Annotated in this window: 16 protein-coding genes, 1 tRNA gene and 2 pseudogenes; 9 read left to right on the top strand and 10 right to left on the bottom strand. The window is 61.6% G+C overall.

Translation table 11 applies throughout. The features are described from left to right. Positions 1-66 precede the first annotated feature (66 nt). Entirely contained in the window at positions 67-954 is an 888-nt protein-coding gene (locus ACFSQT_RS28965; RefSeq protein ID WP_379024571.1) for an NmrA/HSCARG family protein, read from the top strand. 43 nt (positions 955-997) lie between these two features. Here the strand turns inward: ACFSQT_RS28965 and ACFSQT_RS28960 are convergent, their stop codons facing one another. Beyond that, the gene (locus ACFSQT_RS28960) at positions 998-2,533 is read right to left on the bottom strand and encodes a phosphomannomutase/phosphoglucomutase (RefSeq protein WP_379024569.1); all 1,536 of its coding nucleotides are present in this window, start codon (positions 2,531-2,533) and stop codon (positions 998-1,000) included. A 199-nt stretch (positions 2,534-2,732) separates the two neighbouring features. Here ACFSQT_RS28960 and ACFSQT_RS28955 point away from each other — a divergent pair. The 6 genes from ACFSQT_RS28955 to ACFSQT_RS28930 all read left to right on the top strand — a co-directional run bounded on the left by ACFSQT_RS28955 (position 2,733) and on the right by ACFSQT_RS28930 (position 8,029). Continuing rightward, a tRNA-Pro gene (locus tag ACFSQT_RS28955) sits at positions 2,733-2,809 on the top strand. 405 nt (positions 2,810-3,214) lie between these two features. After that, a complete protein-coding gene (locus tag ACFSQT_RS28950) occupies positions 3,215-3,850 on the top strand; it encodes a hypothetical protein (protein ID WP_379024567.1) in 636 nt (211 codons plus the stop codon). Then, complete coding sequence (locus tag ACFSQT_RS28945) at positions 3,847-4,545, top strand: hypothetical protein (RefSeq protein ID WP_379024565.1); 699 nt, start codon at positions 3,847-3,849, stop codon at positions 4,543-4,545. Before ACFSQT_RS28950 ends, ACFSQT_RS28945 begins: the two co-directional genes overlap by 4 nt. A gap of 256 nt (positions 4,546-4,801) precedes the next feature. After that, on the top strand, positions 4,802-5,917 hold the full coding sequence (locus ACFSQT_RS28940; protein WP_379024563.1) for a glycosyltransferase family 9 protein: 1,116 nt from the start codon (positions 4,802-4,804) through the stop codon (positions 5,915-5,917). Positions 5,918-7,142: 1,225 nt separating this feature from the next. Then, a complete protein-coding gene (locus ACFSQT_RS28935; RefSeq protein ID WP_379024561.1) occupies positions 7,143-7,427 on the top strand; it encodes a hypothetical protein in 285 nt (94 codons plus the stop codon). Positions 7,428-7,684: 257 nt separating this feature from the next. Then, on the top strand, positions 7,685-8,029 hold the full coding sequence (locus ACFSQT_RS28930) for a hypothetical protein (protein ID WP_379024601.1): 345 nt from the start codon (positions 7,685-7,687) through the stop codon (positions 8,027-8,029). Between the two features lie 23 nt (positions 8,030-8,052). Here ACFSQT_RS28930 and ACFSQT_RS28925 read toward each other — a convergent pair whose 3' ends face one another. The 4 genes and pseudogenes from ACFSQT_RS28925 to ACFSQT_RS28910 form a co-directional block, all read right to left on the bottom strand. Then, positions 8,053-9,672 (bottom strand): ABC transporter ATP-binding protein, encoded by a 1,620-nt coding sequence (locus tag ACFSQT_RS28925; protein ID WP_379024559.1) that lies wholly within the window; start codon positions 9,670-9,672, stop codon positions 8,053-8,055. Positions 9,673-9,689: 17 nt separating this feature from the next. Further along, positions 9,690-10,811 (bottom strand): ABC transporter permease subunit, encoded by a 1,122-nt coding sequence (locus tag ACFSQT_RS28920; protein WP_379024557.1) that lies wholly within the window; start codon positions 10,809-10,811, stop codon positions 9,690-9,692. Continuing rightward, complete coding sequence (locus ACFSQT_RS28915) at positions 10,804-11,727, bottom strand: ABC transporter permease subunit (RefSeq protein WP_379024555.1); 924 nt, start codon at positions 11,725-11,727, stop codon at positions 10,804-10,806. Before ACFSQT_RS28915 ends, ACFSQT_RS28920 begins: the two co-directional genes overlap by 8 nt. A gap of 418 nt (positions 11,728-12,145) precedes the next feature. Then, positions 12,146-13,291, bottom strand: a pseudogene (locus tag ACFSQT_RS28910) (peptide ABC transporter substrate-binding protein); the annotation flags it as partial. 691 nt (positions 13,292-13,982) lie between these two features. Between ACFSQT_RS28910 and ACFSQT_RS28905 the strand changes: the two are divergent. Both ACFSQT_RS28905 and ACFSQT_RS28900 read left to right on the top strand, forming a co-directional pair. Further along, positions 13,983-14,312, top strand: a complete 330-nt coding sequence (locus ACFSQT_RS28905) for a pilus assembly protein (RefSeq protein WP_379024553.1) — start codon at positions 13,983-13,985, stop codon at positions 14,310-14,312. After that, a pseudogene (locus ACFSQT_RS28900) lies at positions 14,313-16,078 on the top strand (hypothetical protein). It begins immediately after the preceding gene. 1 nt (position 16,079) lies between these two features. Here ACFSQT_RS28900 and bglA read toward each other — a convergent pair. The 5 genes from bglA to glgC form a co-directional block, all read right to left on the bottom strand. Beyond that, on the bottom strand, positions 16,080-17,702 hold the full coding sequence (bglA, locus tag ACFSQT_RS28895) for a beta-galactosidase BglA (RefSeq protein WP_379024551.1): 1,623 nt from the start codon (positions 17,700-17,702) through the stop codon (positions 16,080-16,082). Beyond that, on the bottom strand, positions 17,689-19,707 hold the full coding sequence (gene glgX / locus ACFSQT_RS28890) for a glycogen debranching protein GlgX (protein WP_379024545.1): 2,019 nt from the start codon (positions 19,705-19,707) through the stop codon (positions 17,689-17,691). Before glgX ends, bglA begins: the two co-directional genes overlap by 14 nt. 106 nt (positions 19,708-19,813) lie before the next feature. Further along, positions 19,814-21,442 (bottom strand): alpha-D-glucose phosphate-specific phosphoglucomutase, encoded by a 1,629-nt coding sequence (locus tag ACFSQT_RS28885; RefSeq protein WP_379024543.1) that lies wholly within the window; start codon positions 21,440-21,442, stop codon positions 19,814-19,816. 3 nt (positions 21,443-21,445) lie between these two features. Next, positions 21,446-22,891: a glycogen synthase GlgA gene (gene glgA, locus ACFSQT_RS28880; protein WP_379024541.1), complete on the bottom strand. Its 1,446-nt coding sequence runs from the start codon at positions 22,889-22,891 to the stop codon at positions 21,446-21,448. A gap of 149 nt (positions 22,892-23,040) precedes the next feature. Beyond that, positions 23,041-24,306 (bottom strand): glucose-1-phosphate adenylyltransferase, encoded by a 1,266-nt coding sequence (glgC, locus tag ACFSQT_RS28875; RefSeq protein WP_379024539.1) that lies wholly within the window; start codon positions 24,304-24,306, stop codon positions 23,041-23,043. Positions 24,307-24,317: the final 11 nt, after the last annotated feature.

Below are 24,317 nucleotides of genomic sequence, written 5' to 3'. Positions count from 1 at the left end.
GCCAATTATGCATCAATGCGACAGGTCCTAATTTTGCTCCAGGAGAAACAAGAAGGAGCAGACATCATGACCAGCAAACGAAGCATTCTGGTGACCGGCGCTACCGGCCAGCAAGGCGGCGCGGTTGCGCGCGCCCTGTTGTCGAGGGGACACCGCGTCAAGGCACTGACGCGCAGGCCCGACAGCGAGGCAGCGCGGCAACTGGCGTCGGCGGGCGCCGATGTCGTCGCCGGCGATCTCGCTGACGCGGCCTCCGTTATGAAGGCCGCCAAAGACGTCGACACCATGTTCTTGATGGGCAACAGCTATGAGGCTGGCATGCAGGAGGAGACCCTCCAGGGGATCATCGCCGCCGATGCGGCCAAGGCTGCGGGCGTCGGACATCTGATCTATTCATCCGTTGCCGACGCCGACAAGGAGACCGGCATCCCGCATTTCGACAGCAAATATCTCGTCGAGAAACATGTCGTCGGGCTTGGCATCCCCTACACGATCAGCGCGCCGGCCGCGTTCATGGAGAATATCGTGGCGCCATGGTCGATCGGCGCGCTCAGCCAGGGCACTTATGCCTTCGCGATGCCTCCCAAACGCGTCCTCCAACTGGTCTCCCTGGCGGACATCGGCGGCTTCGTTGCCGCTTTGGCCGAACGGCGAGAACAGGTGTTCGGCAAGCGCTTCGATTTCGCCGGGGACGAATTGTCGGGCGAAGAGCAGGCGAAAATCCTGTTCGAGGCCATTGGTCGCCCGATCCGCTATCAGGAAATACCGATTGCCGTGGCGCGCCAGCAAAGCGAGGATGCGGCGCTGATGTTCGAATGGTTCGACCGCGTCGGCTACGACGTCGATATCGCGGCCTTGCGCAGGGATTTCCCCGAGGTCCGCTGGCACGATTTCGCCGACTGGGCGCGAGCGTTCGACTGGAGCGCTCTGGAGCGGACAGCTTCAGCCGGCTGAGTAACCGTCGCCGACAGTCTGCGATGCGACGAGGTCGTGAAGGCTAGAAGGTCTGGTTGTAGGCGCCGACTTCCCGACTGCGGCGCAGCACGGCGTCGACGGCCTCGAACATCTGCCGGCGACGATCCGACGAGACCGGGCTTTCGACGACCACGACAAGCTCCGGCTTGTTCGACGACGCCCGCACCAGTCCCCAGGTGCCGTCCTCGGCGACGACGCGCACGCCGTTGACGGTGATCAGATCAGCGATCTTCTGGCCGGCGAAGCTGGCGCCACTCTGCTTCATCGCCTGAAAATCGGCAACCACCCGCTCGACCACGCCATACTTCACATCGTCCGCGCAATGCGGCGACATGGTCGGCGTGCCGAAGGTCAGCGGCAACGCCCGGTAGAGGTCGGCCATCGAACTGCCGGGGCTGCGATCCAGCATCTGGCAAATGGCGATTGCCGTGACCAGCCCATCGTCGTAGCCGCGTCCGATCGGCGGGTTGAAGAAGAAATGGCCGGATTTTTCGAAACCGGCGACGGCGCCGAGTTCGGCGACGCGGCGCTTGATGTAGGAGTGGCCGGTCTTCCAGTAGTCGGTGACGGCGCCATTGGCGCGCAGCACCGCGTCGGTGTTGAACAGGCCGGTCGACTTGACGTCGACGACGAAGGTCGCGCCCGGGTGGAGCAGCGAAATATCGCGCGCGAGCATCACACCGACCTTGTCGGCGAAGATCTCGTTGCCTTCATTGTCGACGACACCGCAACGGTCGCCGTCGCCGTCGAAGCCCAGGCCGACATCGGCGCCGGTCTCCAGCACCTTGTCCCTGATGGCGTGCAGCATCCGCATGTCCTCGGGATTGGGATTGTAGCGCGGGAAGGTGTGGTCGAGCTCGACATCGAGCGGGATCACCTCGCAGCCGATGCGCAGCAAGGCTTCCGGGGCAAAGGCGCCGGCGGTGCCGTTGCCGCAGGCGGCGACCACTTTCAGCTTTCGCGTGATGCGCTTGTCGCGGGTCAGATCGTCGAGATAGGTGGCGCGAAAATCGCGGACGAAATCATAGGAGCCGCCGCCGGCAAGATCGAAGTCGCCGGCCTGCACGATCGCCTTCAACGCACCCATCTCCTCCGGGCCAAAAGTCAGCGGCCGCGCCGCGCCCATCTTGACGCCGGTCCAGCCATTCTCGTTGTGCGAGGCGGTGACCATGGCAACGGACGGCGTATCGAGTGCGAACTGGGCGAAATAGGCCATCGGCGACAGCGCCAGGCCAATATCCCGGACCCGTGCGCCGGTGGCCATCAGGCCGGTGACAAGCGCCAGTTTGATCGACAGCGAATAGGAACGGAAATCGTGCCCGGTGGCGATATCGGGTCCGGCGCCGAGGCGGCGAATCAGCGTGCCGAGCCCCATGCCGAGCGCCTGGACGCCGATCAGGTTGAGTTCGGGCGGTTGCGTCGAGCCCGGATGGCCGAACCACCAGCGCGCATCATATTCTCGAAAGCCGGACGCTTTGATCAGCGCCTCGGTTTCGAATTCGAAGCTGTTGGGGCGGGCTTCGCCAACGATTTTTGGGCCAAGGATTTTTGGGGACAAGACAGCAGAGCTCCAGGCGGCAGAAATACGATCCGTCGAGGCAGCGGCTTAGCACACAAGGCTTTAAGCCACGTTTATCCCGGGTGGAAATCCGGGCTTTCCGGGAATGCCCGACGAAAGAGGACGAAATGCGACAGAAGTGCTGCCATTGCCGCTTGCAGGAACGAAGTGCGGCGGCTATAAGCCCGCGGTCTGGTCACGGAGTGTAGCGCAGCCTGGTAGCGCACCTCGTTCGGGACGAGGGGGTCGCAGGTTCAAATCCTGCCACTCCGACCAGAAAAAACAATGTGTTAGCGCATCCCGACTTTGGCGCCCCCACAGCCATTCACGACCTTTCTCATTGGGCGAACGGCAATGATGGTTCAGGCCAGCGCAGTCATGTGACTCCAGCGAAGTTCGCAGTCGCGAGATGTCACGCTGACGCTGGATCACCAATAGGTGACAAGCTCGCGAAGGTACGCAGGACTCATACCGTCGCGCCACCCGTAGTGATCCGCTGTACTTCGGGCCTTCCGCTTGCGGTGCTGCCATGCTTAATTCGAGTAAATTCACACCAAATTATAGAGTTGCCCCGTGATACCAATCTACATTGGGTATGATCCACGCGAATCCCGAGTTCTAGACGTAGCGCGATGGAGCGCCTACCGACGGACAAGCACGCCGTTGCAGATACAGCCACTCGTGCTCAAAGACCTTGAAACCCAAGGAATCATGAAGCGACCGATGGTGGTACGTGATGGTAAGCTCTGGTGCCCGATTTCCGAGGCACCGATGTCGACCGAGTTTGCCATATCGCGCTTTGCCGTTCCGTTTATGAGGCAAGGCGGCTGGGCCATGTTCTGCGATTGTGACGTCCTGTTTCTGAAGGATCCAGTCACGCTGCTCGATCTGGTCGATCCTTCCTACGCGATTATGGCGGTTAAGCACCAGCAACGCGAATCCGAAGCGGTCAAGATGGACGGGCAAACGCAGACGTTCTATCGCCGCAAAAACTGGTCGTCGGTCGTTTTGTGGAATCTGGATCATCCCGCCAACAAACGGCTTACCACCGAGATGCTCAACACGTGGCCCGGACGTGATCTTCACGCCTTCAAATGGCTTGAGGACCATGAGATCGGAGAGTTGCCTCTGGCATGGAACTACCTCGTCGGGGCTTCGGCTTCCGAACTCAAGCCCGCCGATGTCTCGCTGGCGCACTACACGCTCGGTGGTCCCTGGTTTGCGGGCTGGTCCGGCGTCACGCAATGGGACGAATTGTGGCGCCGAGAAGAAAGCATTCTGCGCGCCTTTGAAGACGCGGTTCAGATTCCCACATGAAGACTACGCTTTCGCATTTCTTGCCAACCTTCTCAAAGCCAATTCTTCGCTTGCCTAGGGTCACGGGTCCCGCCTTGGTGATGGGGTCGGCGCCGAATTTTCGCCTCCCGGAGGGACACGATGCCGATTGGGCACTTGTGACCGTCAATGCTTCCCAGCTTTTGGCGGAAACCTTCGGCCTCCCCGTTCCTCATATCGCCCTGATCCGCCGCGGCATTTTGGTCGGCGAGGGCGAGCAGGATTTTTACAAGCGTGATTTGTTAAAAGGACGGCAGGCAAAGCATCTGATCATCCCGATTTGGCCGGACGTTGAGGACAAGCTGAAAGCCGGTTGTCGCACCTTCGATTATCGTTATGACACCTTGCAGGCGCTTACCAAATGGCAGCTTGCCAACATCGTCTGGCGGCTCAGCGGCAAATATCATGTGTCCCGCGGCTGGCACCGCAAAATCTCCACAGGAGCCTTCGCGATCATGCTGGCGCGTTTCGCCGGTTTCGCTCCTGTTGTAGTCAGCGGGTTTTCCCTGTCCCAAGCCGGACATGGATACGACACCCGAAATGCCTTCCGATATCATGCCGACGAGGATGCGGATTTGCTTCGACGGATGGTGAGAAGAGGCGAGCCAATCTACGCAGAGGATAGGGACTTCGCTGCAGAAAGTGGATTGCCCTTGTGGCAGGGACAGATGCCATGACGACGACAGCAGCAGCCCGATGGCGAATGGCAGATGGTCGAATCAGGGCGGCATTGCCTAGCATTTTCTAAGAGCGCGTAATGATGGTGAGCCAAGCAACGACAGGGCCAAGGATTGAGGTTTCGTCTTTGAACTGCTTTCAAGACGGCCTTGCTTCGATATCGAAAAGAGAGATATCCGTTAGCCGGAACCGTGAGCTCGATTGGACGTTGGTGCCCACCAAAGACCAATCTGACCCGCCCCTCGTGAGGTCGATGTGCTGAATATCTCGATGGCTGATCGGCTGGCTATCAAGTCCATTCTCGTAATTCAGACGAAGTACATCGGGGATGTCATTCTGACCTCGGCGCTCGTGCGAAATCTGCGCCTCGCTTACCCAAACGCTGCGATAGCCATGCTTTGCGCTCCTGGCCTGCGGGACTTCGTAGTCAGCCAGAATATCGCAGACGTGGCCATCGGATTCGACCGTCGAGGTCATGGTAGAAGTCTGCCTCAGCGAGTGAAGGAGTTTTCAACCTTGGTCGCTGACCTCCGCCGCCGGAAATTCGATCTCACCATTGATCTAACTGACTCGAAGACATCAAGGATAATCCACAGGTCAATCGGCGCTCCTCTGCGCGTTGGATACAATCCCCCGGAAAACCCCCTGAAATTCTGGGAAGTTCAGCCTGCTAATATATTTGCTGACACCTTCGGCCATGGAGGCGCGCACTACTTGTACCGATATCTGTCCCCGCTTGAAGCGCTTGGGATAGAATTGCGCGAAGTGACACCGAGGCTTGAACCCACACCAGTCGGGCGAAGCGCATCTACCCAAATTCTGGTGCAAAGCAATCTGGCTGTAAAAGCTTTCGTCGCAGTGCACGCTGGAGCAAGGTTCGAAGGGCGGTGTTGGCAACCTGAACGGTTCGCTGCAGTAATCGACGAGGTTTATGCAACGACGGGCCTGCGGTCACTGCTGATTGGTGGACCTGATGAGAGCGCAACCGCACAAGCTATCCTGAATGTGGCAGTGTCACCATTGGTGAGCGTTGTTGGTAAAGCCTCGCTTGAGACACTAACAGCATTGCTTGCGGATGCATTTATCTTTCTGGGAAACGAGAGCGGCCCAATGCATTTAGCTGCGTCAGTCGGAACTCCAGTTGTGGGCCTGTATGGCCTGACGCCCCCCGACATCTGGGGGCCTTTTGGGGTGCTTCACCGCACCGTTGAGCCGCCGTTGCCTTGCCAGTGTGTTGCGCCCGATTTGTGCAAACCCAACAACCCGGGCGGCGTCTACTGCGTTCATCGACTACCAGTTGCCAAGGTCGCTCAAGCGACACGAGACTTGATAGATGCAGTGAGACAACAGGCGAATGAGACGCCCAATTGAACCTACTCCCTCTGGAGGAGACAGCCACGACCGGCCCGCTCGAAACCGTGAAGCTGCAGGCCTATGTCGACAAGAATCGTGCGCTCTCCATTCGGTCATCGGCAAGCCGTACAGCTTCACTAGTCCGCTCGACAACTCGCTCAGTCGCGAAATCGATTTTGAACGCTGCTGGCTGTCAATAACATCCCATCGTCTTGTGCTCATCTAACCTGGCTGTGACGCTGGTTCGGCAGGCCAGTTGCGATAGTGTCGGCCGGCCGGGAGCGCTTGGGCCAGACCTTCTGCGATCACACGATATAGGGCAGCGGCGGCGCCGCTGTTACCTCTGACGGCGGCTTTGATTTTGTCTGGCCACCCAAGCTCCCAACTGGCGCCAGCCACCTTCAGGCCCATCACTTGTCCGGCATGGTCCCTTCTTCCTCGGCTGATCACATTCCGATGAATGGGTGACGAAAGGCCGACGGGCAGAACTTGCGTTGCGCCTATCGGAGGCCGAAGAAGCTCAATATCGCCAACACGATGACAATCGCTCCAACAAGCCAAATGATATTGTTCATGATCTCTCTCCCGTTGCCTAAGACCGCGTCTCTGGCGAAACGCGGACCGACCAGCCTTTGCCAGCTGATCTTCAGCCGGCAGTCGTGGTGTCGGCTGTGAGGAATAGAACTATTAGGCGAGCCTAATGTTCCGCCATTTGGCGAGATCGAGAGATAGCCCGGTGAATCGCCTTATGTTGGCAATGGCCATGTTTCGACCGGCAGCAGCGACAGAATGCCGGTGATGCCGGAGCCACTATGCGCAAATTGGTTTTCACAGCCGCAGTAGGGCTTGCCTGTTTCTGTGCGCCCCCCCAGGCGGACGACGAGCGGTCCTGCGATATAGTGGCGGCGGCAGCCCAGCTCTCGGAGAAGACCAACTGTAGGGATGGCGATATCGCTACCATCTCTGGCATGAGCAGCCAGGAACTGCCGCGGGCAATAGCCAGATATTGCGATTTTTGGGGGCAGATCGTTGCGCGGCCCGATACGAGCCAGACCGACGCCTCGAGCCACATGGTTCTTTGCAGGTACCGTCAGCGAGAGGCAGTTCCCTCCCAGCCTTAAGCGATGCCGTCGCCGGTCTTTCGACTTGCGGCAGACTTCCCGGCTCCCTGGCGAAACCGGAACCAAGGGAACTCAGCGGCATTTATCCAACGAAGGGCCAATTAAGGAATGGAGAAACTGCAATGAAAACAATGATCATGTGCGCTTTGGCGCTTTCCATTGGATTACCGACCATAGCTTCGGCAGCCGAGGCCGATGTGGTTATCAGAACCCACCATCGACACCATAACAACGTCAAGATCATCAACGAGGAAGGTGAACGCCTGCATCACCGTCGTCACGGCGAAGTTGCGTTCTACGACCATGGCCGCCGGCATCATCGTCGAGACACCGTCATTGTGACAGGCTCCACTCACCGCTATTACCATCGGCATCACCGTGTGGTGATCGAAAACGGCGGCTACTGATCACCGACAGTCGGCCCGGCTCTTTGGAGTCGGGCCATTCGGCAATTTTTCTTGAGGTTCTTACGCACACGCGCCCAGCCCAGCTATCTCCATAGCCTTCTGCTGAAGGCCACATTTGGCGTTGCCGCTGGCGGGGAGCGCGCCTGGGCGTTGCCGAACGTTCTGGTGGCGGCGCACTTTGACGAAAATGGCGGTCAGCTTTAGGTTGGTTCGATGGATATTCTAGGCCCAGTAGATCGACGATGCCGGATGCCGACATGAATCGGATTTCAACGGCTGCCTCGCCACCGATTCTTGTGATTGCGCTGTTTCTCGTCGCCGGCTGTTCATCGTTCAGCAGAACGGTCGATCCGGCAAAATACGACTCGATGACCTGCACCGAACTCAACAGCGCGATAGGAAACATCGCCCGCGACATCTCGCAGACCGCGATCACCCGCGGCAAAGTCGCTAACACCAGCGTCCCGCGCTGGCTGCTGGGCGGCGCGCGCGTGAAGGGCGCGGTCGCGGAGCGTGAAACGGCCAGGATCGACCGGCTGAAGCAGCAGCAGGAGGTTCTTGCCGGCGCAAGGGCGCGCAGGTGCACCTCGCCATCGCAATAAGCTTGACCCCCCGGTTGAGGCGATCAGGCGCTCAACCTGAACCGCGTGACATCGATCGCGGCGGCCATCAGCGTCTGCGTGTAGGCGTGCTGCGGATTGCTGAAGATCGCCTCGGTCGGCCCCTCCTCGACGATCTTGCCCTGCTTCATGACGATGATGTAGTCGGCCATGGCGCGCACGACCGAAAGATCGTGGCTGATGAAGAGATAGGACAGCTCGTGGTCGGCCTGCAGCTTGCGCAGCAGTTCGACGATCTGCTTCTGCACCGAGCGGTCGAGGGCCGAGGTCGGCTCGTCCAGCACCACCAGCTTGGGCTTCAGGATCATGGCCCGGGCGATGGCGATGCGCTGCCGTTGCCCGCCGGAAAATTCGTGCGGGTAGCGGTTGCGTGCGTTGGGATCGAGGCCGACTTCGCGCAGGGCCTCGACCGCGCGTTGATCGCGCTGCTTGCCCGACAGGTTCGGCTCATGCACCAGAAGCCCTTCGGTGATGACCTGGCCGACGGTCATGCGCGGCGACAGCGAACCGAACGGATCCTGGAAGACGAGTTGCATCTCGCGCCGCAGCGGCCGCATCGCCTGTCGGTCGGCCTGGGAAATGTCGCGAGCGCCGAAACGAATAAGGCCATCACTCGGTAACAGCCGCAGCAAAGCGCGGCCGAGCGTCGATTTGCCCGAGCCGGATTCACCGACAATGCCGATGGTCTGGTTGCGCTGCAGCCGGATCGAGATGTGGTCGACGGCGCGCAGCATCAGCGGTTCGCCAGCAAGGAACCCGCCGCCGATCCTGAATGTCACTTCGACATTTTTGCCTTCGAGCACCACCGGGGCATTGGCGGGCGGCGGCGCCTTGCTGCCGGTCGGCTCGGCTGCCAGCAGCATTTTGGTGTAGGCGTGCTGGGGGTTGACGAAGATGGCCTCCGCCCCCCCCTCCTCGACAACCTCACCCTGGCGCATGACATAGACCCGGTCGGCGAAACGCCGCACGATGCCAAGATCGTGGGTGATGAAGACGATCGCCATGCCGAGCTTGCGTTGCAGCTCGGCCAAAAGCATCAGGATCTGCGCCTGGATGGTCACGTCGAGCGCCGTCGTCGGCTCGTCGGCGATCAATATGTCGGGGTCGTTGGCGAGCGCCATGGCGATCATGACGCGCTGGCGCTGGCCGCCCGACATTTCGTGCGGATAGGATTTCATCCGCCGCTCCGGATCGGGGATATGCACGAGGCGCAACAGCTTGAGCGCCTCTTCGCGTGCCTCGGCGGCGCCTAAGCCGCGATGCCGGCGGATCGGTTCGATCAGCTGGTTGCCGATCGAATAGAGCGGATCGAGCGAGGTCATCGGCTCCTGGAAGATCATGCTGATCTTGCGGCCACGGACCTTGTTCAGCTCGGATTTGCTCAATGTCAGAAGATTGCGGCCGCGATAGTCGACACTGCCGGTGGCTTCGCCATTTGATGCCAGCAGGCTCATCGCCGCCATCATCGTCTGGCTCTTGCCGGAGCCGGATTCGCCGACAACGGCAACGGTTTCGCCCGCATTGACGTGGATGTTGATGCCCTTCACCGCCTCGACCGCGCCGTCGAGCGTGCGGAAACGGACGCGCAGGTCCTTGACGCTGAGGATCGTTTCGGAAGCGGCCATCTTAGCGATCCCCATCTTTATCGATCTCTCGGGTCGAGCGCGTCGCGCAGGCCGTCGCCGACGAAATTCAGGGCGAACAGCGTCGAGACAAGGAAGAAGGCGGGAAACAGCAGCAGCCAGTTGGCGGTGCCGATGTTCTTGGCGCCGACCGAGATCAGCACGCCCCAGCTGGTCATCGGCTCCTGCACGCCGAGCCCGAGGAACGACAGAAAACTCTCCAGGATGATGACCTGCGGCACCAGCAGCGTCATGTAGATGACGACCGGACCGAGCAGGTTGGGAATGACGTGGCGCAGCAGGATGCCGCGCTGGCCGACACCCATGGCTTCCGCCGCCTGGACATATTCCTGGCGGCGGATCGACAGTGCCTGGCCGCGCACGATGCGCGCCATGTCGAGCCACAGCACGGCGCCGACCGCCAGGAACATCAGCACGAAGTTGCGGCCGAAGAACACCACCAGCATGATGACGAAGAAGATGAAGGGCAGCGAATACAGCACGTCGACGATGCGCATCATCACCTCGTCGACCTTGCCGCCGGCAAAGCCGGCCGCGGCGCCATAGATCACGCCGATGACCACCGCAACGACGCCGGCGAGCATGCCGATGGCCAATGAGATACGCCCGGCCATCAGCGTGCGCGCCAACAGATCGCGGCCGGTGTTGTCGGTGCCGAACAGGAAATATTGCTGCTTGACCGACGCGCTCATCGTCATTTCGAGGCCGTCGGGCGATTTGCTCTCGATCTTGGTGTTGTCGAAGGCATCGGAACGGTCGAGATAGCGGATGTTGCGGTCGTCGATCGGCTTGGCCGACTTGACGGTGACGAAGATCTTATTGCCTTCCTGCCGCCATTCCTTGATGTCGACCCGCATCCGCTTGATCGCCTCGGTGAGCGCCGTCTCGATCATGTCGGCCTTCGGATAGGCCGACAGGCTTGGCGGCGTACGCACATAATCGGCATAGATGGTCGTGTATTGATGCGGCACGAGCCAGGGCCCGAACACGCTGATGACCGCGATCAGGGCGAGATAATAGAGGCTGAACATAGCGGCGCGATTGGCCCTGAGGCGCGCCCAGGCGTCACCCCAGAGCGAGCGGCCGATGATGGCGGGAGCGGTGGCCGCGATATCAGTCATAGCGCACCCTCGGATCGACGACCGCGTACATGACGTCGACGATCAGGTTGAAGACGATGGTGAAGATGGCGATCACCACCACTGTTCCCATCACCAGCGTGTAGTCGCGGTTAAGCGCGGCGTCGACGAAATAGCGGCCGACGCCCGGAATGGAGAAGATCGTCTCGACGATGACCGAGCCTGTCAGCAGCGCCGCGGCCGCCGGACCGGTGAAGGAGACGATCGGCAGGATGGCGCCGCGCAGCGCGTGCTTGACCACCACCGACCAGTCGGAAAGGCCGAGCGCACGGGCTGTGCGGATATGATGCGAGCGCAGTGATTCGATCATCGAGCCACGCATCAGCCGGGCGACGATGGCGATCTGCGGCAAGGCCAGCGTCAGCGCCGGGCCGACCTTGTTGATGAAGGCGCCATCACCCCAGCCACCGATCGGCAAGAGCTTCCAGGTCAGCCCGAACAGGAGCTGGATCACCGGCGCGATGACGAAGGTGGGGATGGTGCTGCCGGCGGTTGCCAGCGCAATCACCGTATAGTCGCCAAGCTTGTTCTGGTTGAGCGCGGCAATGGTGCCAAGCATGGAACCGAGCAGAAGTGCAAGGACGAGCGCCGAGGCGCCGAGCTGGACCGAAATGGGCAGGCCCTTGGCGAAGAGTTCGGTGACGGTGAAATCCGGCATGTTGTAGCTCGGGCCGAAATTGCCGCGCAGCAGATTGCCGAGATAGTGGACAAATTGCAGCCAGAGCGGGTCGTTGAGGCCGAACTGGGCTTCGAGATTGGCCCTGATCTCGGGGCTCAGCCCCCGCTCCTGGTTGAATGGGCCGCCTGGAGCGACGCGCATCAGGAAAAACGCCATGGTCACGATGACGAACAGCGTCGGAATGGCGGTCAGAAGCCGCCTAAATACGTATCGCAGCATCGGTGCCCCGCTTGATCCAGAGCAGCGCGCGTCCAGTTGGACGATTATGCTCCAGCCTGCAAATCTTCGCACCGACTTTGTCGAAAATCGATTCCGGTTCCCGGGCCGATGCGATGGCAAACCAGCACCGCCGCGCATTGGGTTGCGCGGCGGCCCAGCTATGGGATCAGTCCTTGCTGATGAAGCGGGACGGATGGATGTCCATCACATTGTCGTCGAAGCCATGCAGCTTCGAGGAAACGATGTCGTGGTAGCTGTAGTAGAGAATCGGGATCTCGCCGACGTCGTCGATGAGGATGCGCTCGGCCTCGGCGAGGTCCTTCATGCGCTCTTCGGGCTTGCCGCCGGCGGCGGCGGCCTTGTCCATGGCCGCTTCGTAATTCGGGCTGTTGTAGTTCGAATAATTGTTGCCGCTGGCTTTGCGGGATATGCCGAGGAAGGTTTCCGGGTCCTTGTAGTCGGCGATCCAGGCGGCACGCGCCACGTCGTAGTTACCCTTCTGCTCGAGGAAGGAGTAGTGGGTCTTGGTGTCGGTGTTGAGCAGCGTGACCTCAACGCCGAGCGGCTTCAGCTGTTCCTGGATGGCGACAGCGGTGTTCTTGTGGTTTTCCGAGGTGTTGTAGCGGATCTCCATCTTCAACGGATGCTCGGGTGTATAGCCGAGTTTCTCGAGGATCTTCTTGGCAGCGTCCTCGCGGTCGATCTGAGGCATATCGGCATATTTGGCCAGTGCCGGCGTGTAGCCCTCGATGCCCGGAGGTACCATCGAATAGCCGGGCAGCATCGAATTCTGCCAGACTTTTTCGGCCAGGAAGTCGCGATCGATCGCCATGGAGATGGCGTTGCGCAGTTCGACATTGTCCCATGGCGCCTTGTCGGTCTTGATCGCATAATAGTAGGTGCCGAGATATGGCCCGACACGGACCTGGTCGCCGAATTTGGTCTTGAGATCGGCGAGCTGTTCGGTTGGCAGGTCACCGTAGCTGTCGAGTTCGCCGGCCTCGAAGCGCTTCATCGCCGACGAGCGATCCTCGGTCGGGATGTAGTTGACCACGTCGAACTTGACGCTCGCGGCGTCCCAGAATTTCGGATTCTTGACCAGCTTCAGATGGTCGTTGGGAATCCACTCCGCCGCTGTAAAGGCCCCGTTGGAGACCAGCTTGCCCGCCTTGACCCAGTCGGCGCCAAGCTTTTCGATAGACGCCTTGTTGACCGGATAGGTCGCCTGATGGGTCAGCATCTCCAGGAAGTAAGGCGTCGGCGCCTTGAGCGTGACTTCGAGAGTATTTGCGTCAATCGCCTTGACGCCCATATCCTCCGGCTTGCCCTTCTTGGTGTTGACTTCCTCGGCATTCTTCACGGGATAGAGCATGGAAGCGTATTCGGCAGCGGTGGCCGGATCTTCCAGCCGACGGAACGAATAGACGAAGTCGTCCGCCGTTACCGGAGTGCCATCCGACCAGAGGCCGTCCTTGCGCAGCTTGAAGGTGTAGACGGTGCCGTCGTCGGACACCGTCCAGCTTTCGGCGGCGCCTGGAATGAGGTTCGTCTTCTGGTCATGCATGACGAGGCCCTGGAACAGGTCCCGTATGATATCGGCTTCATAGACCGTCGAGGTCTTGTGCGGATCGAGCGTCTCCGCTTCGGCGGCGGCTCCGCGGTTATAGACGGTCTCGGCGAAAGCCGGCGTATAGAACGTGCCGGCGGCCAGCGCCATGGTCGTGGCGAACACCGTCGCCTTCAGCATGTTTTTCAGCATGAAGTTCTCCCTGTCGGCGCAGCCGTCGGCGCGCCTTTAAGTGTTGACGCCCCGGAGCCGATATCTGACCCCTTTGAGCGCGCCGCCGGTTCCCTTCCTGCGGCTGGTGCCCAAACACTAACGCGGAGAATTTTTATTTCAACAGACTCTCTGGGTCACCCAAAGTAAGGCGGCACCAAAGCTGTGCCTCGACAGCCAAAACACCAGCCGAAACCAGAAGCTTGACTTGGTTTCCTCACCTCGACGCGATTTATCACGGGAAATCTGTGGCTGCGTCAGTCTGCGGGAATGTGTTAATGCGCTCTTATGCAACCAAAGGTTACATTACGACTACCTTCTGTACGAATTCTACCCCCGGACGCGTGGCGGCCATGAGTAACAAGTCAAGTAGACTACCAGAAGTTCGTCAAATAACGCGTAAATTTCAAGAAGAATCTGGGACTTCGGCGGTTGAATTCGCCTTTCTCTCGCCCATCTTCATCTTCCTCTGCTCGGAATGGTTGCATATGGTATATATTTTGGCGCCGCCAACTCGGTCCAGCAGATCGCGGCGGATGCGGCCCGTACTGCAATTGCCGGACTGAACCAGACCGAACGCCAGACGCTCGTAGCCAGCTTCGTCACCAACAACGCCGGCGGATATCCCTTCGTGGATGTCAGCAAGTTGACCTACCAGGCCAACGACAGCACGGCCGACGGAAGCCAGTTCGTCGTGTCCATCCAGTACGATGCCCGCAACCTGCCGATCTGGAACCTCTTCCCGGACATTGCCATGCCGGGAACCACGATCAAGCGCCAGTCAACGATAAGGGTCGGGGGCATTTGAATGCTGCTGCGGGCGCGCAATGAGATCGGCCGGCTTGCCCGGTTGATGCTGGGCGACACACGAGCGAATCTTACCGTCATGATAGCATTGAGCGCACCGGTCGCGCTGGCGCTGGCTGCTGTGGGCATCGACGAAGCCTCGATCTACACCGAGCGCCGCGAAGCCCAGGCAATGGTGGACCTGGCGGCGATCACCGCGGCCTCGAACATCGCCAACGTCGAGACCGCCGTGGTGACCACGCTGACCGACAACGGCATGCCAGGTGTGGTGGTTCAAGGCTCGGGACAAACGATCGCGCCAGCCGTCGGCAAAACCGTCGTGTCGGTCACGCCCGGGCGATACGCGGCATCGACCGCCAGTGTCAGCCAACGCTTCCAGGCCGCGTAACGCCCTACAATGCCGTCCGTGTCACCCTGAAGAAGGTCCCCGCCCGCTATTTCGCGAGTTCGCTGATCCCCTCTCCTGTCATTGGCACCGAGGCCACCGCCAGCATGACGCCGCAGGCGACGTTCTCGGTCGGGTCGCGGCTGCTCAGCGTCAATGGCGGCATTCTCAATGCGCTGCTCAGCGGTCTTCTCGGCGGCAACATCTCGCTCAGTGTCATGGACTACAACGGGCTGATCTCGGCCGATGTCAGCGTGCTCTCGTTCATGGACGGCCTTGCCACACAATTGAGCCTGACCGGCGTCACCTATTCGGACGTACTGGCATCGAAAGCGACCGTCGGCCAGATCGCCACGGCCATGGCCAATGTGCCCGGACTTGGCAATACGGCCAAGCTGGCGCTGCAGACGATCGCGTCCAAGTCGACCAGCACGACCAAGATCCCGCTCAGCAAGCTTGTCGATCTCGGCTCCATCGGCAGCCTGGGCCTCGGGCAAAGACCAGCCGGCCTTGGAGTAGACGCCAGCGCCATGGGAATGCTGACCGCCGCCGCCGTGCTGGCAAACGGTACCAACCAGGCCCAGGTCAATCTCGGCGCCACCATACCCGGGCTTCTGTCCACCGCGCTGACCATTGCTATCGGCGAGCCGATGCAATCGTCGCCGTGGCTCGCGGTCGATGGCATCGGAACCGTGGTGCGCACCGCCCAGACGCGCATCAAACTGGTGGCCGCCGTCGGTGTCGGCACGCCCGGTCTCGGCGGCGGTATCAGCCTGCTGGCCGTCAACCTGCCGCTCAATGTGGAAGTCGCCTATGCCGAAGCCAAACTGACCGACATCACCTGTCCGACCGGACCCTCCAGCATAAAAGTTTCCATCGCCGCGCAACCAGGCATAGCCGCGCTGCATCTGGCCAACAGCAACAGTTCAGGCTTCGCCGACTTCAGCCAGCCGCAGACATTCACCGACGCGGAGATCGCTGATGTGAGCCTCCACCTGCTGCTGATCAACATTCCGCTGATACAGGTGATGGGTTCCGCCGCGACCGCGATCACCAACAACAGCCCGACGACGCTGACCTTCGATGCCACCGACATCGCCAACAAGACGGTCAAGACCGTTTCGACGCGCAACATCTCGCAGTCGCTCACCACGTCGCTGGTCAACAACCTGTCGCTTTCGGTCAACGCGCTCGGTCTCGGGATCGATCCGACCGCCCTGCTCGCAACGGTCAAGCCGGCCGTCGTGGCCGTGCTGAACGGGGTGACGGCGCCGGTCGACGACCTGCTCTACAATGTGCTTTCGGCGCTGGGTGTCAGCGTCGGCCAGGCCGATGTGCGGGTTACCGGCGCGACCTGCGGGCGCTCGGTTCTCGTTCAATAAATCAATCGAGGCGGCCAAGGAAGCATCCGAGCGCCGGCAAGGAGAGCTCGGTCGCTTCGATGACCGCAGCATCGCCAAGCCTTGCGACCGATCCGATATCCGGCGGCAACGGCCAATTCCCCGGCTCCCCGGCGAAATTGAAGACACAGAGCAGCCTCTCGCCGCCGCCTTCGCGGATGAAGGCGAGAATTTCGCCCTCCGCATCGAGAAACCGGATCGAGCCCGTCACCAGCGCCGGGTGCTCTCTACGCAGCGCGAGCGTGGCGCGATAGGATGCCAGCACCGAGGTGGCGTCAGTGTTCTGGACGTCGACGGCGCGGGCGCGATGGCTGGCCGGTATCGGCAGCCACGGCTTGGCTGTGGAGAAACCTGCATTGTCGGCGCCGGCCTCCCAGACCATCGGCGTGCGGCAACCATCCCTGCCCTTGACCCCCGGCCAGAAGCGGATGCCAACGGGATCGCGGAGATCCTCATAGGCAAGCTCCGCCTCTTCCAGGCCGAGTTCCTCGCCCTCGTAAAGACAGATCGAGCCGCGCAGGCAGGAGAGCAGCGTGATCGAGAATCCAGCGACCGCGTCGGGGTCGCTGTCCGGCCTTGTCCAGCGGCTGACATGGCGCACCACGTCGTGGTTGGAGAACGCCCAGCAGACCCAGCCATCGGAGACGGCCGTCTCGAAGGCTTCGACGCAGCTCCGCACATGCGCCGCCGAGAACTGCGGGCCAAGCAGATCGAAGGTGTAACACATATGGAGCTTGTCGCCGCCGGTGGTGTAGGCCGCAAGCGTCTGCAATGAGCGGCCCTCATCGCCGATCTCGCCGACGGCGGCGCGGTCCTCATACTCGTCGAGCAACGCCCTGAAGCGCTGGAGGAACGCCAGGTTTTCCGGCTGGGTCTTGTCGAACAGATGTTCCTGGTAGAGGTAGGTGTTGGTCTCGCTGTTGGTGCCGGCGACGCTTGACGCCAAGGGCGGATTGCTGCGCAGCCAGCGGTCGTGGACATAGTAGTTGACCGTATCGAGCCGAAAGCCGTCGACGCCACGCTCCAGCCAGAACCGCACCGTTTCCAAAAGCGCATCCTGAACCTCCGGATTGTGGAAATTCAGGTCCGGCTGAGAGGCGAGAAAATTGTGCATGTAATATTGCCGGCGGGTCGAATCCCACTCCCAGGCCGGGCCACCGAAGACGGACAGCCAGTTGTTGGGGGCGCCGCCATCGGGCTTCGTCTCGGCCCAGACATACCAGTCGGCCTTGGGGTTGTCGCGGCTGGCGCGACTTTCGACGAACCAGTCGTGCTTGTCGGAGGAGTGCGAGAGCACCTGGTCGATGATGATTTTCAGGCCAAGACGGTGCGCCTCGGCGACCATCGCGTCAAAGTCCGCGATGGTGCCGAACATCGGATCGACGTCCTGATAGTCGGACACGTCGTAGCCCATGTCGGCCATCGGCGACTTGAAGAAGGGCGACAGCCAGATGGCGTCGACACCAAGCGAGGCGACATGCTCCAGACGTCTGGTGATGCCGCGCAGATCGCCGCTGCCGTCGCCGGTCGTATCCTGGAAGGAGCGCGGATAGATCTGATAGATGACGCAGCCACGCCACCATCCGGTCTTGTCACCTGCCGCCATTGCGCTTCTCCCTTGTGCCGGCCTGCATGGCTGCGCGTTCGATCATGAAGATCACCGTCCGCCCTGATACCGGCCGCGAGATGTCGGCCGCCACGCCTGTTTCGAGGGCTGGTGCCCAAAAAAACCCTTCGCGCCCGGGCAAGGTGAACATGCTGGCCCGGCGATCGCCGTTAACGAGCACCGCAAGACGGCGTTCGTCATTGGCGACGCCACCCAGGATCATCACCAGGCGGTGCCGCTGCGGATCCTGCCAGCTCTGTTCGTCAAGCGGCACGCCTGTCTCGGTCAGCCATGCGACCTCCGGCATGTCGGATCCGGCTGGTGGCCGGCCAGCAAGGAAGCGTGTATCGGCGAGCGCCGGCACTGCGCGGCGCAGCGTCGAGAGCAGCGCCGTGTAACGCTCCAGTGCCTGGTCGCGCCCGGTCCAGTCGAGCCAGGTGATCTCGTTGTCTTGAGCATAGGCGTTGTTGTTGCCGTGCTGGGTGCGGCCGAATTCGTCGCCGGCCGTCAGCATGATGGTGCCGCGCGAGGCAAATAGTATGGCGAGCAGCGCATGCTGATCGTTCAGGCGCGCAATGGCTACCGCCGGTTCGTCCGCATCGCCCTCGACGCCATTGTTCCAGGACAGGTTCTCATTGTGGCCGTCGCGGTTCTGCTCGCCATTGGCCTCGTTGTGCTTGCGCTCATAGCGCACGATGTCGGCCAGTGTCATGCCGTCATGGGCGGCGATGAAATTGACGGTGCGGCTGGCGTTTTGTCCCTTCGTGGCAAACACATCGGACGAACCGGCAAGCCGGGTCGCCAGCGCACCGACCATGCCGGCGTCGCCGCGCCAGAAGCGTCTGACATCGTCGCGATACTTGTCGTTCCATTCGAGAAAGGGTGGGAGAAAATTGCCGAGCTGATAGCCATCCGGGCCAATGTCCCAAGGCTCGGCGATCAACACGCGATCGGCCAGCAACGCGTCCTCGCGCATTGCATCCAGCAACGGCGCCTGGGGGTCGAATGCTCCTTCGACCCGCCCGAGAATAGGCGCAAGATCGAAGCGGAAGCCATCGACGCCGGCATGCCGGACAAAATGGCGAAGCGTGTCGAGGACCATCTCCTGGACGACGGGATGGTCGCACGCGACCGTGTTGCCGGTGCCGGTGTCGTTGGCCAGCCTGCCGTCGGGTGTGTGCCGGTAATAGGCCTTGTCGAAGCCGCGCAGCGACAGTGTCGGCCCGAGCCGGTCGCTCTCGCCGGTGTGGTTGAAGACCAGATCGAGGATGACGCCGATGCCGGCCTCACGCAGCGCGGCCACCGTGTTTCGCAACTCCATGATGCCGCCAGGTACAAGGCGTGGATCGAGCGCCATGAAGGTGACGGGATTGTAGCCCCAGGCGTTGCGCAGCCCGAGCGCCGGCAGATGCCGCTCGTCGATCGACGCCGTCACCGGCATCAGTTCGACAGCGCCGACGCCGAGTTTTTTCAGGTGCTCAAGGATAGCCGGATGGGCAAGTGCGGCTATGGTGCCGCGCAGCTTTTCGGGAACGTCCGGATGCAGCATGGTGAAGGCGCGCACCGGCACTTCGTAGACCAGGCCGCCGGGCTGAAAGAGCGGTGGCGCAGCCTGCAAGGGTTTCGGCAAGGCTGTTGCAATCGCCTTCGGCATCAGCGGCGCGGTGTCGGCCCCCTCGCTCCGACGCTGGGCCAGCCGCCAGTCATAGGCGTAGGGCCTGTCGATCCCGATGGCGTAGGGATCGATCAGGAGCTTGTCGGGATCGAACCACAGGCCGCGCTCCGGTGCATAGTCGCCATCGGCGCGAAACCCGTAGCGGGTGCCGGGGCCAAGACCAGCGCCGAACAGCGCATGCACGCCCTCGCTTTCCGGTTGCAGCTCAAGCCTTTGGATTTCGCGATTGCCTTGCTCGTCAAAAATCGAGACCCAGAGACGTCTCGCGATCGAAGACCAGGCGGCGAAACGGATGCCTTCGCCGGTGACGATGGCGCCGAGCGAACTCATGCGACCGCTTTCCGTCCTGCCCCTTGTGGAGAGGGTCGTGAACGGGCGTCACCTTCTCCCCTTGCGGGAGAAGGGAAAGCCCTGCGACGCAGGCTATCCGCCAACGTCAAGTAATCACGCTCGGTTTGGGGCGGCCGGTATGGCTGCGAATCCCGGCAATATCATCGGCCGCCGATATCAGATCGGCAAGGGCGGCCTGGGTGTCGAGATCGTGCCTCGACTTGTCGGGCTCGTAGCGCTCGATGTAGACGCGCAGCGTCGCGCCCGACGTACCGGTGCCGGAAAGCCTGAAGACGACGCGCGAACCGCCGTCGAACAGCACCCTGATGCCCTGGTGTTCACTGGTCGAACCATCGACCGGATCGTGATAGGCAAAGTCATCGGCGCTGGCGATTGTCATGCCGCGCACGCTGGTGCCCGGCAATGAGCCTAGCTTGGCGCGGAGTTCGTCGACCAGCGCATTGGCGCGATCACTCTCGACCTCCTCGTAGTCGTGCCGCGAATAGTAATTGCGGCCATAGGTCGCCCAATGCTCGGTGACGATCTGCTTGCAGCTTTCACCGCGCGCGGCGAGGATGTTGAGCCACAGCAGCACGGCCCACAGGCCGTCCTTTTCGCGGACGTGGTTGGAGCCGGTTCCCGCACTTTCCTCGCCGCAGATCGTCGCCATGTCGGCGTCGAGCAGGTTGCCGAAGAACTTCCAGCCGGTCGGCGTTTCATAGATGCCGATGCCGAGTTTTTCGGCGACACGGTCGGCCGCGCCACTGGTCGGCATCGAGCGGGCGATGCCCTTCAGGCCTTCCTTGTAGCCGGGCGCCAGGCGGGCGTTGGCGGCGAGCATGGCGACCGAATCCGACGGCGTGACGAAGATACCCTTGCCGATGATCAGGTTGCGGTCGCCGTCGCCATCGGAAGCGGCACCGAAGTCGGGCGCGTCCGCTCCCATCATCTCGTCATAGAGGTGCTTGGCATGGACGAGGTTGGGGTCGGGATGGTGGCCACCGAAATCCGGCAGCGGCTTGAAATTGCGGCAGGTGCCGTCGGGCGCGCCAAGGCGGTTTTCGAGGATCTCCTTGGCGTAGGGACCGGTCACCGCATGCATGGCATCAAAGCGCATGCGGAAGCCCGACTTGAACAGTTTGCGCAGCGCGTCGAAATCGAACAGGCTTTCCATCAGTTCGGCATAGTCGGCGACCGGATCGATGACCTCGACCGTCATGCTGGCGGCCTTGACCGTGCCGACCGTGTCGATGTCGATCGGCTCGAGATCGGCGATCTTGAAGCTCGAGATCGACTTGGTCTTGGCGAAGATCGCGTCGGTCAGCTTTTCCGGCGCCGGCCCGCCATTGCCGGCATTGTACTTGATGCCGAAATCCTCGTGCGGGCCGCCCGGATTGTGGCTGGCCGACAGGATGATGCCGCCGAAGGTCTTGTATTTGCGGATGACATGCGAGGCGGCCGGCGTCGACAGGATGCCGCCCTGCCCGACCATCACCTTGCCGAAGCCGTTGGCGGCGGCCATGGCGATCGCCTTCTGGATGACTTCGCGGTTGTAGAAGCGGCCGTCGCCGCCGATCACCAGGGTCTTGCCCTCGAACCCCTCCAGCGCGTCGAAGATCGACTGGATGAAGTTCTCGGCGTAGTGCTCCTGCTGGAACACCGGCACCTTCTTGCGCAGGCCCGACGTGCCGGGTTTCTGATCGGCGTAGGGTTTGGTGGGAACGGTCCGTATCATGCTTCAGGCAACCCTTTTCGAAAGCAGCGAGCGATAGAGTTCGATATATTTTTCGGCGCTCTTGTCCCACGACACATCGGCCTTCATGCCCTGGCGCTGCAGCGATTCCCAGACCGCCGGACTGGCATGTGCGTCGACAAGGCGGCGCATGGCGTGCAGCAAGGCGCCGCCATTGCTGGGCGCGAACTGGAAGCCGGTGGCAACGCCGGCCGAGACGGCAGCCTCGTTGGCGTCGATGACGGTGTCGGCCAGGCCGCCGGTGCGGGCAACAACCGGCACGCAGCCATAGCGCAGGCCGTAGAGTTGCGTCAGCCCACATGGCTCGAAGCGCGAGGGAACCACGATGGCGTCGCAACCGCCTTGCATGATGTGCGAAAGTCCCTCGTCGTAGCCGACGACGACGCCGATACGGCCGCGATGCCTGGCCGCGGCGGCAAGCAGCGCGCCTTCGAGGCCGGCATCGCCGGAACCCAGGATGGCCAGCCGCGCGCCCGTGGCAACGATGCCGTCGACCACCAGAGCCAAAATGTCCATGCCCTTCTGCCACGTCAGGCGGCTGACGACGCAGACGATCGGGCTGTCGTCGCGCTCAAGGCCGAAGCGGTCCTCCACGGCAGCCTTGTTGGGCGCGCGCGCCTCCAGCGTCCCGGCCGTGTAGGTGGAGACCAGATGCTTGTCGGTTCCCGGGTCCCAGATGCCGGTGTCGATGCCGTTGACGATGCCATAGAGATCACTGGAGCGCATGTTGATGAGGCCGTCGAGACCCATGCCGAATTCCGGCGAGCGGATCTCCTGTGCGTAGGTCGGACTGACCGTGGTGATTGCCCAGGCCGCCTGCAGGCCGGCCTTGAGGAAGCCGACGCCGCCATAATATTCGACGCCGTCGAGCGCCATCGCCACCGCCGGCAAGCCAAGCTCGCCGAAGATGCCGGCGCCGAACTGGCCCTGGAAGGCAAGGTTGTGGACGGTCATCATCGACGGGACGCCGACCGCCTTGCCGTAGCGCATATAGGCCAGCGTCATCGCCGACTGCCAGTCATGGGCATGGACGATGTCGGGCTGGTAGCCCGAGATGGCACCACCGGCGATGTCGCCGCCGACCTGGCTCAGCGCCGCGAAACGCCGCCAATTGTCCGGCCAGTCGACGCCGGTCGCATTGCCATAGGGGCCGCCGGGACGGTCGAACAAGTGCGGCGCGTCGAGCACGAACAGTTCGAGCCCGGCAAGCTGCACGGAATGGACGGACGCCTTGCCGCCCTGCAGCAAGGGATATTGCATAACCGCCTTCTTTTTCTTGAAGGCGGCCATCACGCTTGGGAAACCCGGGATGAGCGTGCGCATGGTCACGCCCTTGGCGGCCAGAGCGATGGGCAGCGCGCCGGTCACGTCGGCAAGCCCGCCGGTCTTGATCAGCGGAAAAATCTCGGGCGTGACCGACAGAACCTGCATGCGCCTACAATCCGATCCTGTCCGTCCTAGAGTTCTTTGCCCTGGCACAATTCCGGACGGAAAACCGCTTCACACTTTTCCTGGAATTGTTCTTTTGTCTTGGCACAATTCCGGACGGAAAACCGTGTCACACTTTTCCTGGAATTGTTCTAAAGCCCCAGTTTGTCGATCATGTCCTGGGTGACCAGGCAGATGCCCTTTTCGGAAACGCGGAAGCGCTTGGCGTCAAGAGCGGGATCTTCGCCGACCACCAGCCCTTCCGGTATCCTAACACCATGGTCGATGACGACCCGCTTCAACTTTGCGTTCCGGCCGACATGAACGTCGGGCAGCATGACGACCTCTTCCAGCGTCGAATAGGAATTGATGCGCGCACCGGTGAAGATCAGGCTTTTCTTCAGCGAAGCCCCCGAGACGATGCAATCGCCCGAGACAAGCGAGGAGACGGCGGAGCCACGGCGGCCATCCTCGTCATGCACGAACTTGGCCGGCGGCTTCAACTCGGCATAGGTCCAGATCGGCCAGTCGCGGTCGTAGAGGTCGAGTTCCGGCGTCACGTCGGTCAAATCGATATTGGCCTCCCAATAGGCATCGACCGTTCCGACATCGCGCCAGTAGGCTTCGTTTTCGGCGGTCGAGCGGACGCAGGATTTGGCGAAGCGGTGGGCGATCGCCTTACCGTGCTGGACGATGTAGGGGATGATGTCCTTGCCGAAGTCGCGGCTCGAGCCCGGGTCGGCCGCATCACGGCGCAATTGCTCCATCAGGAACTTGGTCTTGAAGACATAGATGCCCATCGAGGCGAGCGCAAACTCCGGCTTGTCGGGAATGCCGGGCGGATCGGCGGGCTTTTCGACGAAGGCGATGATGTTGTCCTTGGCATCGACATGCATAACGCCGAAGCCGGTGGCTTCCATGCGCGGCACTTCGAGGCAGCCGACGGTGACGTCGGCATTGGCGTCGACGTGCTGGCGAAGCATCATCTCGTAGTCCATCTTGTAGATGTGGTCGCCGGCCAGGATGACCATGTATTCAGGCCCGTAGGCCTCGATGATATCGATGTTCTGATAGACGGCGTCGGCCGTGCCTTCATACCACTGCGTTTCCGAGACGCGCTGGCTGGCAGGCAGGATGTCGAAACTCTCGTTTCGCTCGGGCCGCAGGAAGTTCCAGCCGCGCTGCAGATGGCGAATCAGCGAATGCGCCTTGTACTGGGTGGCGACGCCGAGGCGGCGAATGCCTGAGTTGAGCGCGTTGGAGAGCGCGAAATCGATGATGCGCGTCTTGCCGCCGAAATAGACGGCCGGCTTGGCGCGCCGGTCGGTCAGTTCCTTGAGGCGGCTGCCGCGGCCGCCGGCCAGTACATAGGCCATGGCATCGCGCGCCAGCGGCTGGGTCCGTTTCAAGTCTGCCATTTCTACCCTCC

The sequence above is a fragment of the Mesorhizobium calcicola genome (assembly GCF_042682105.1).
In the GTDB taxonomy this organism is placed as follows: Bacteria; Pseudomonadota; Alphaproteobacteria; order Rhizobiales; family Rhizobiaceae; genus Mesorhizobium; species Mesorhizobium calcicola.
Note: the sequence above shows the minus strand (reverse complement) of the source record. Positions and strands in the feature narration are given on the sequence as shown.

What these genes read in the sequence shown, in the direction of transcription:
- ACFSQT_RS28965 (WP_379024571.1), top strand. Translation starts at nt 67, where the DNA reads ATGACCAGCAAACGAAGCATTCTGGTGACCGGCGCTACCGGCCAGCAA.
- ACFSQT_RS28945 (WP_379024565.1), top strand. Translation starts at nt 3,847, where the DNA reads ATGAAGACTACGCTTTCGCATTTCTTGCCAACCTTCTCAAAGCCAATT.
- ACFSQT_RS28935 (WP_379024561.1), top strand. Translation starts at nt 7,143, where the DNA reads ATGAAAACAATGATCATGTGCGCTTTGGCGCTTTCCATTGGATTACCG.
- ACFSQT_RS28930 (WP_379024601.1), top strand. Translation starts at nt 7,685, where the DNA reads ATGAATCGGATTTCAACGGCTGCCTCGCCACCGATTCTTGTGATTGCG.
- ACFSQT_RS28925 (WP_379024559.1), bottom strand. Translation starts at nt 9,672, where the DNA reads ATGGCCGCTTCCGAAACGATCCTCAGCGTCAAGGACCTGCGCGTCCGT.
- ACFSQT_RS28920 (WP_379024557.1), bottom strand. Translation starts at nt 10,811, where the DNA reads ATGACTGATATCGCGGCCACCGCTCCCGCCATCATCGGCCGCTCGCTC.
- ACFSQT_RS28915 (WP_379024555.1), bottom strand. Translation starts at nt 11,727, where the DNA reads ATGCTGCGATACGTATTTAGGCGGCTTCTGACCGCCATTCCGACGCTG.
- ACFSQT_RS28905 (WP_379024553.1), top strand. Translation starts at nt 13,983, where the DNA reads ATGGTTGCATATGGTATATATTTTGGCGCCGCCAACTCGGTCCAGCAG.
- bglA (WP_379024551.1), bottom strand. Translation starts at nt 17,702, where the DNA reads ATGGCGGCAGGTGACAAGACCGGATGGTGGCGTGGCTGCGTCATCTAT.
- glgX (WP_379024545.1), bottom strand. Translation starts at nt 19,707, where the DNA reads ATGAGTTCGCTCGGCGCCATCGTCACCGGCGAAGGCATCCGTTTCGCC.
- ACFSQT_RS28885 (WP_379024543.1), bottom strand. Translation starts at nt 21,442, where the DNA reads ATGATACGGACCGTTCCCACCAAACCCTACGCCGATCAGAAACCCGGC.
- glgA (WP_379024541.1), bottom strand. Translation starts at nt 22,891, where the DNA reads ATGCAGGTTCTGTCGGTCACGCCCGAGATTTTTCCGCTGATCAAGACC.
- glgC (WP_379024539.1), bottom strand. Translation starts at nt 24,306, where the DNA reads ATGGCAGACTTGAAACGGACCCAGCCGCTGGCGCGCGATGCCATGGCC.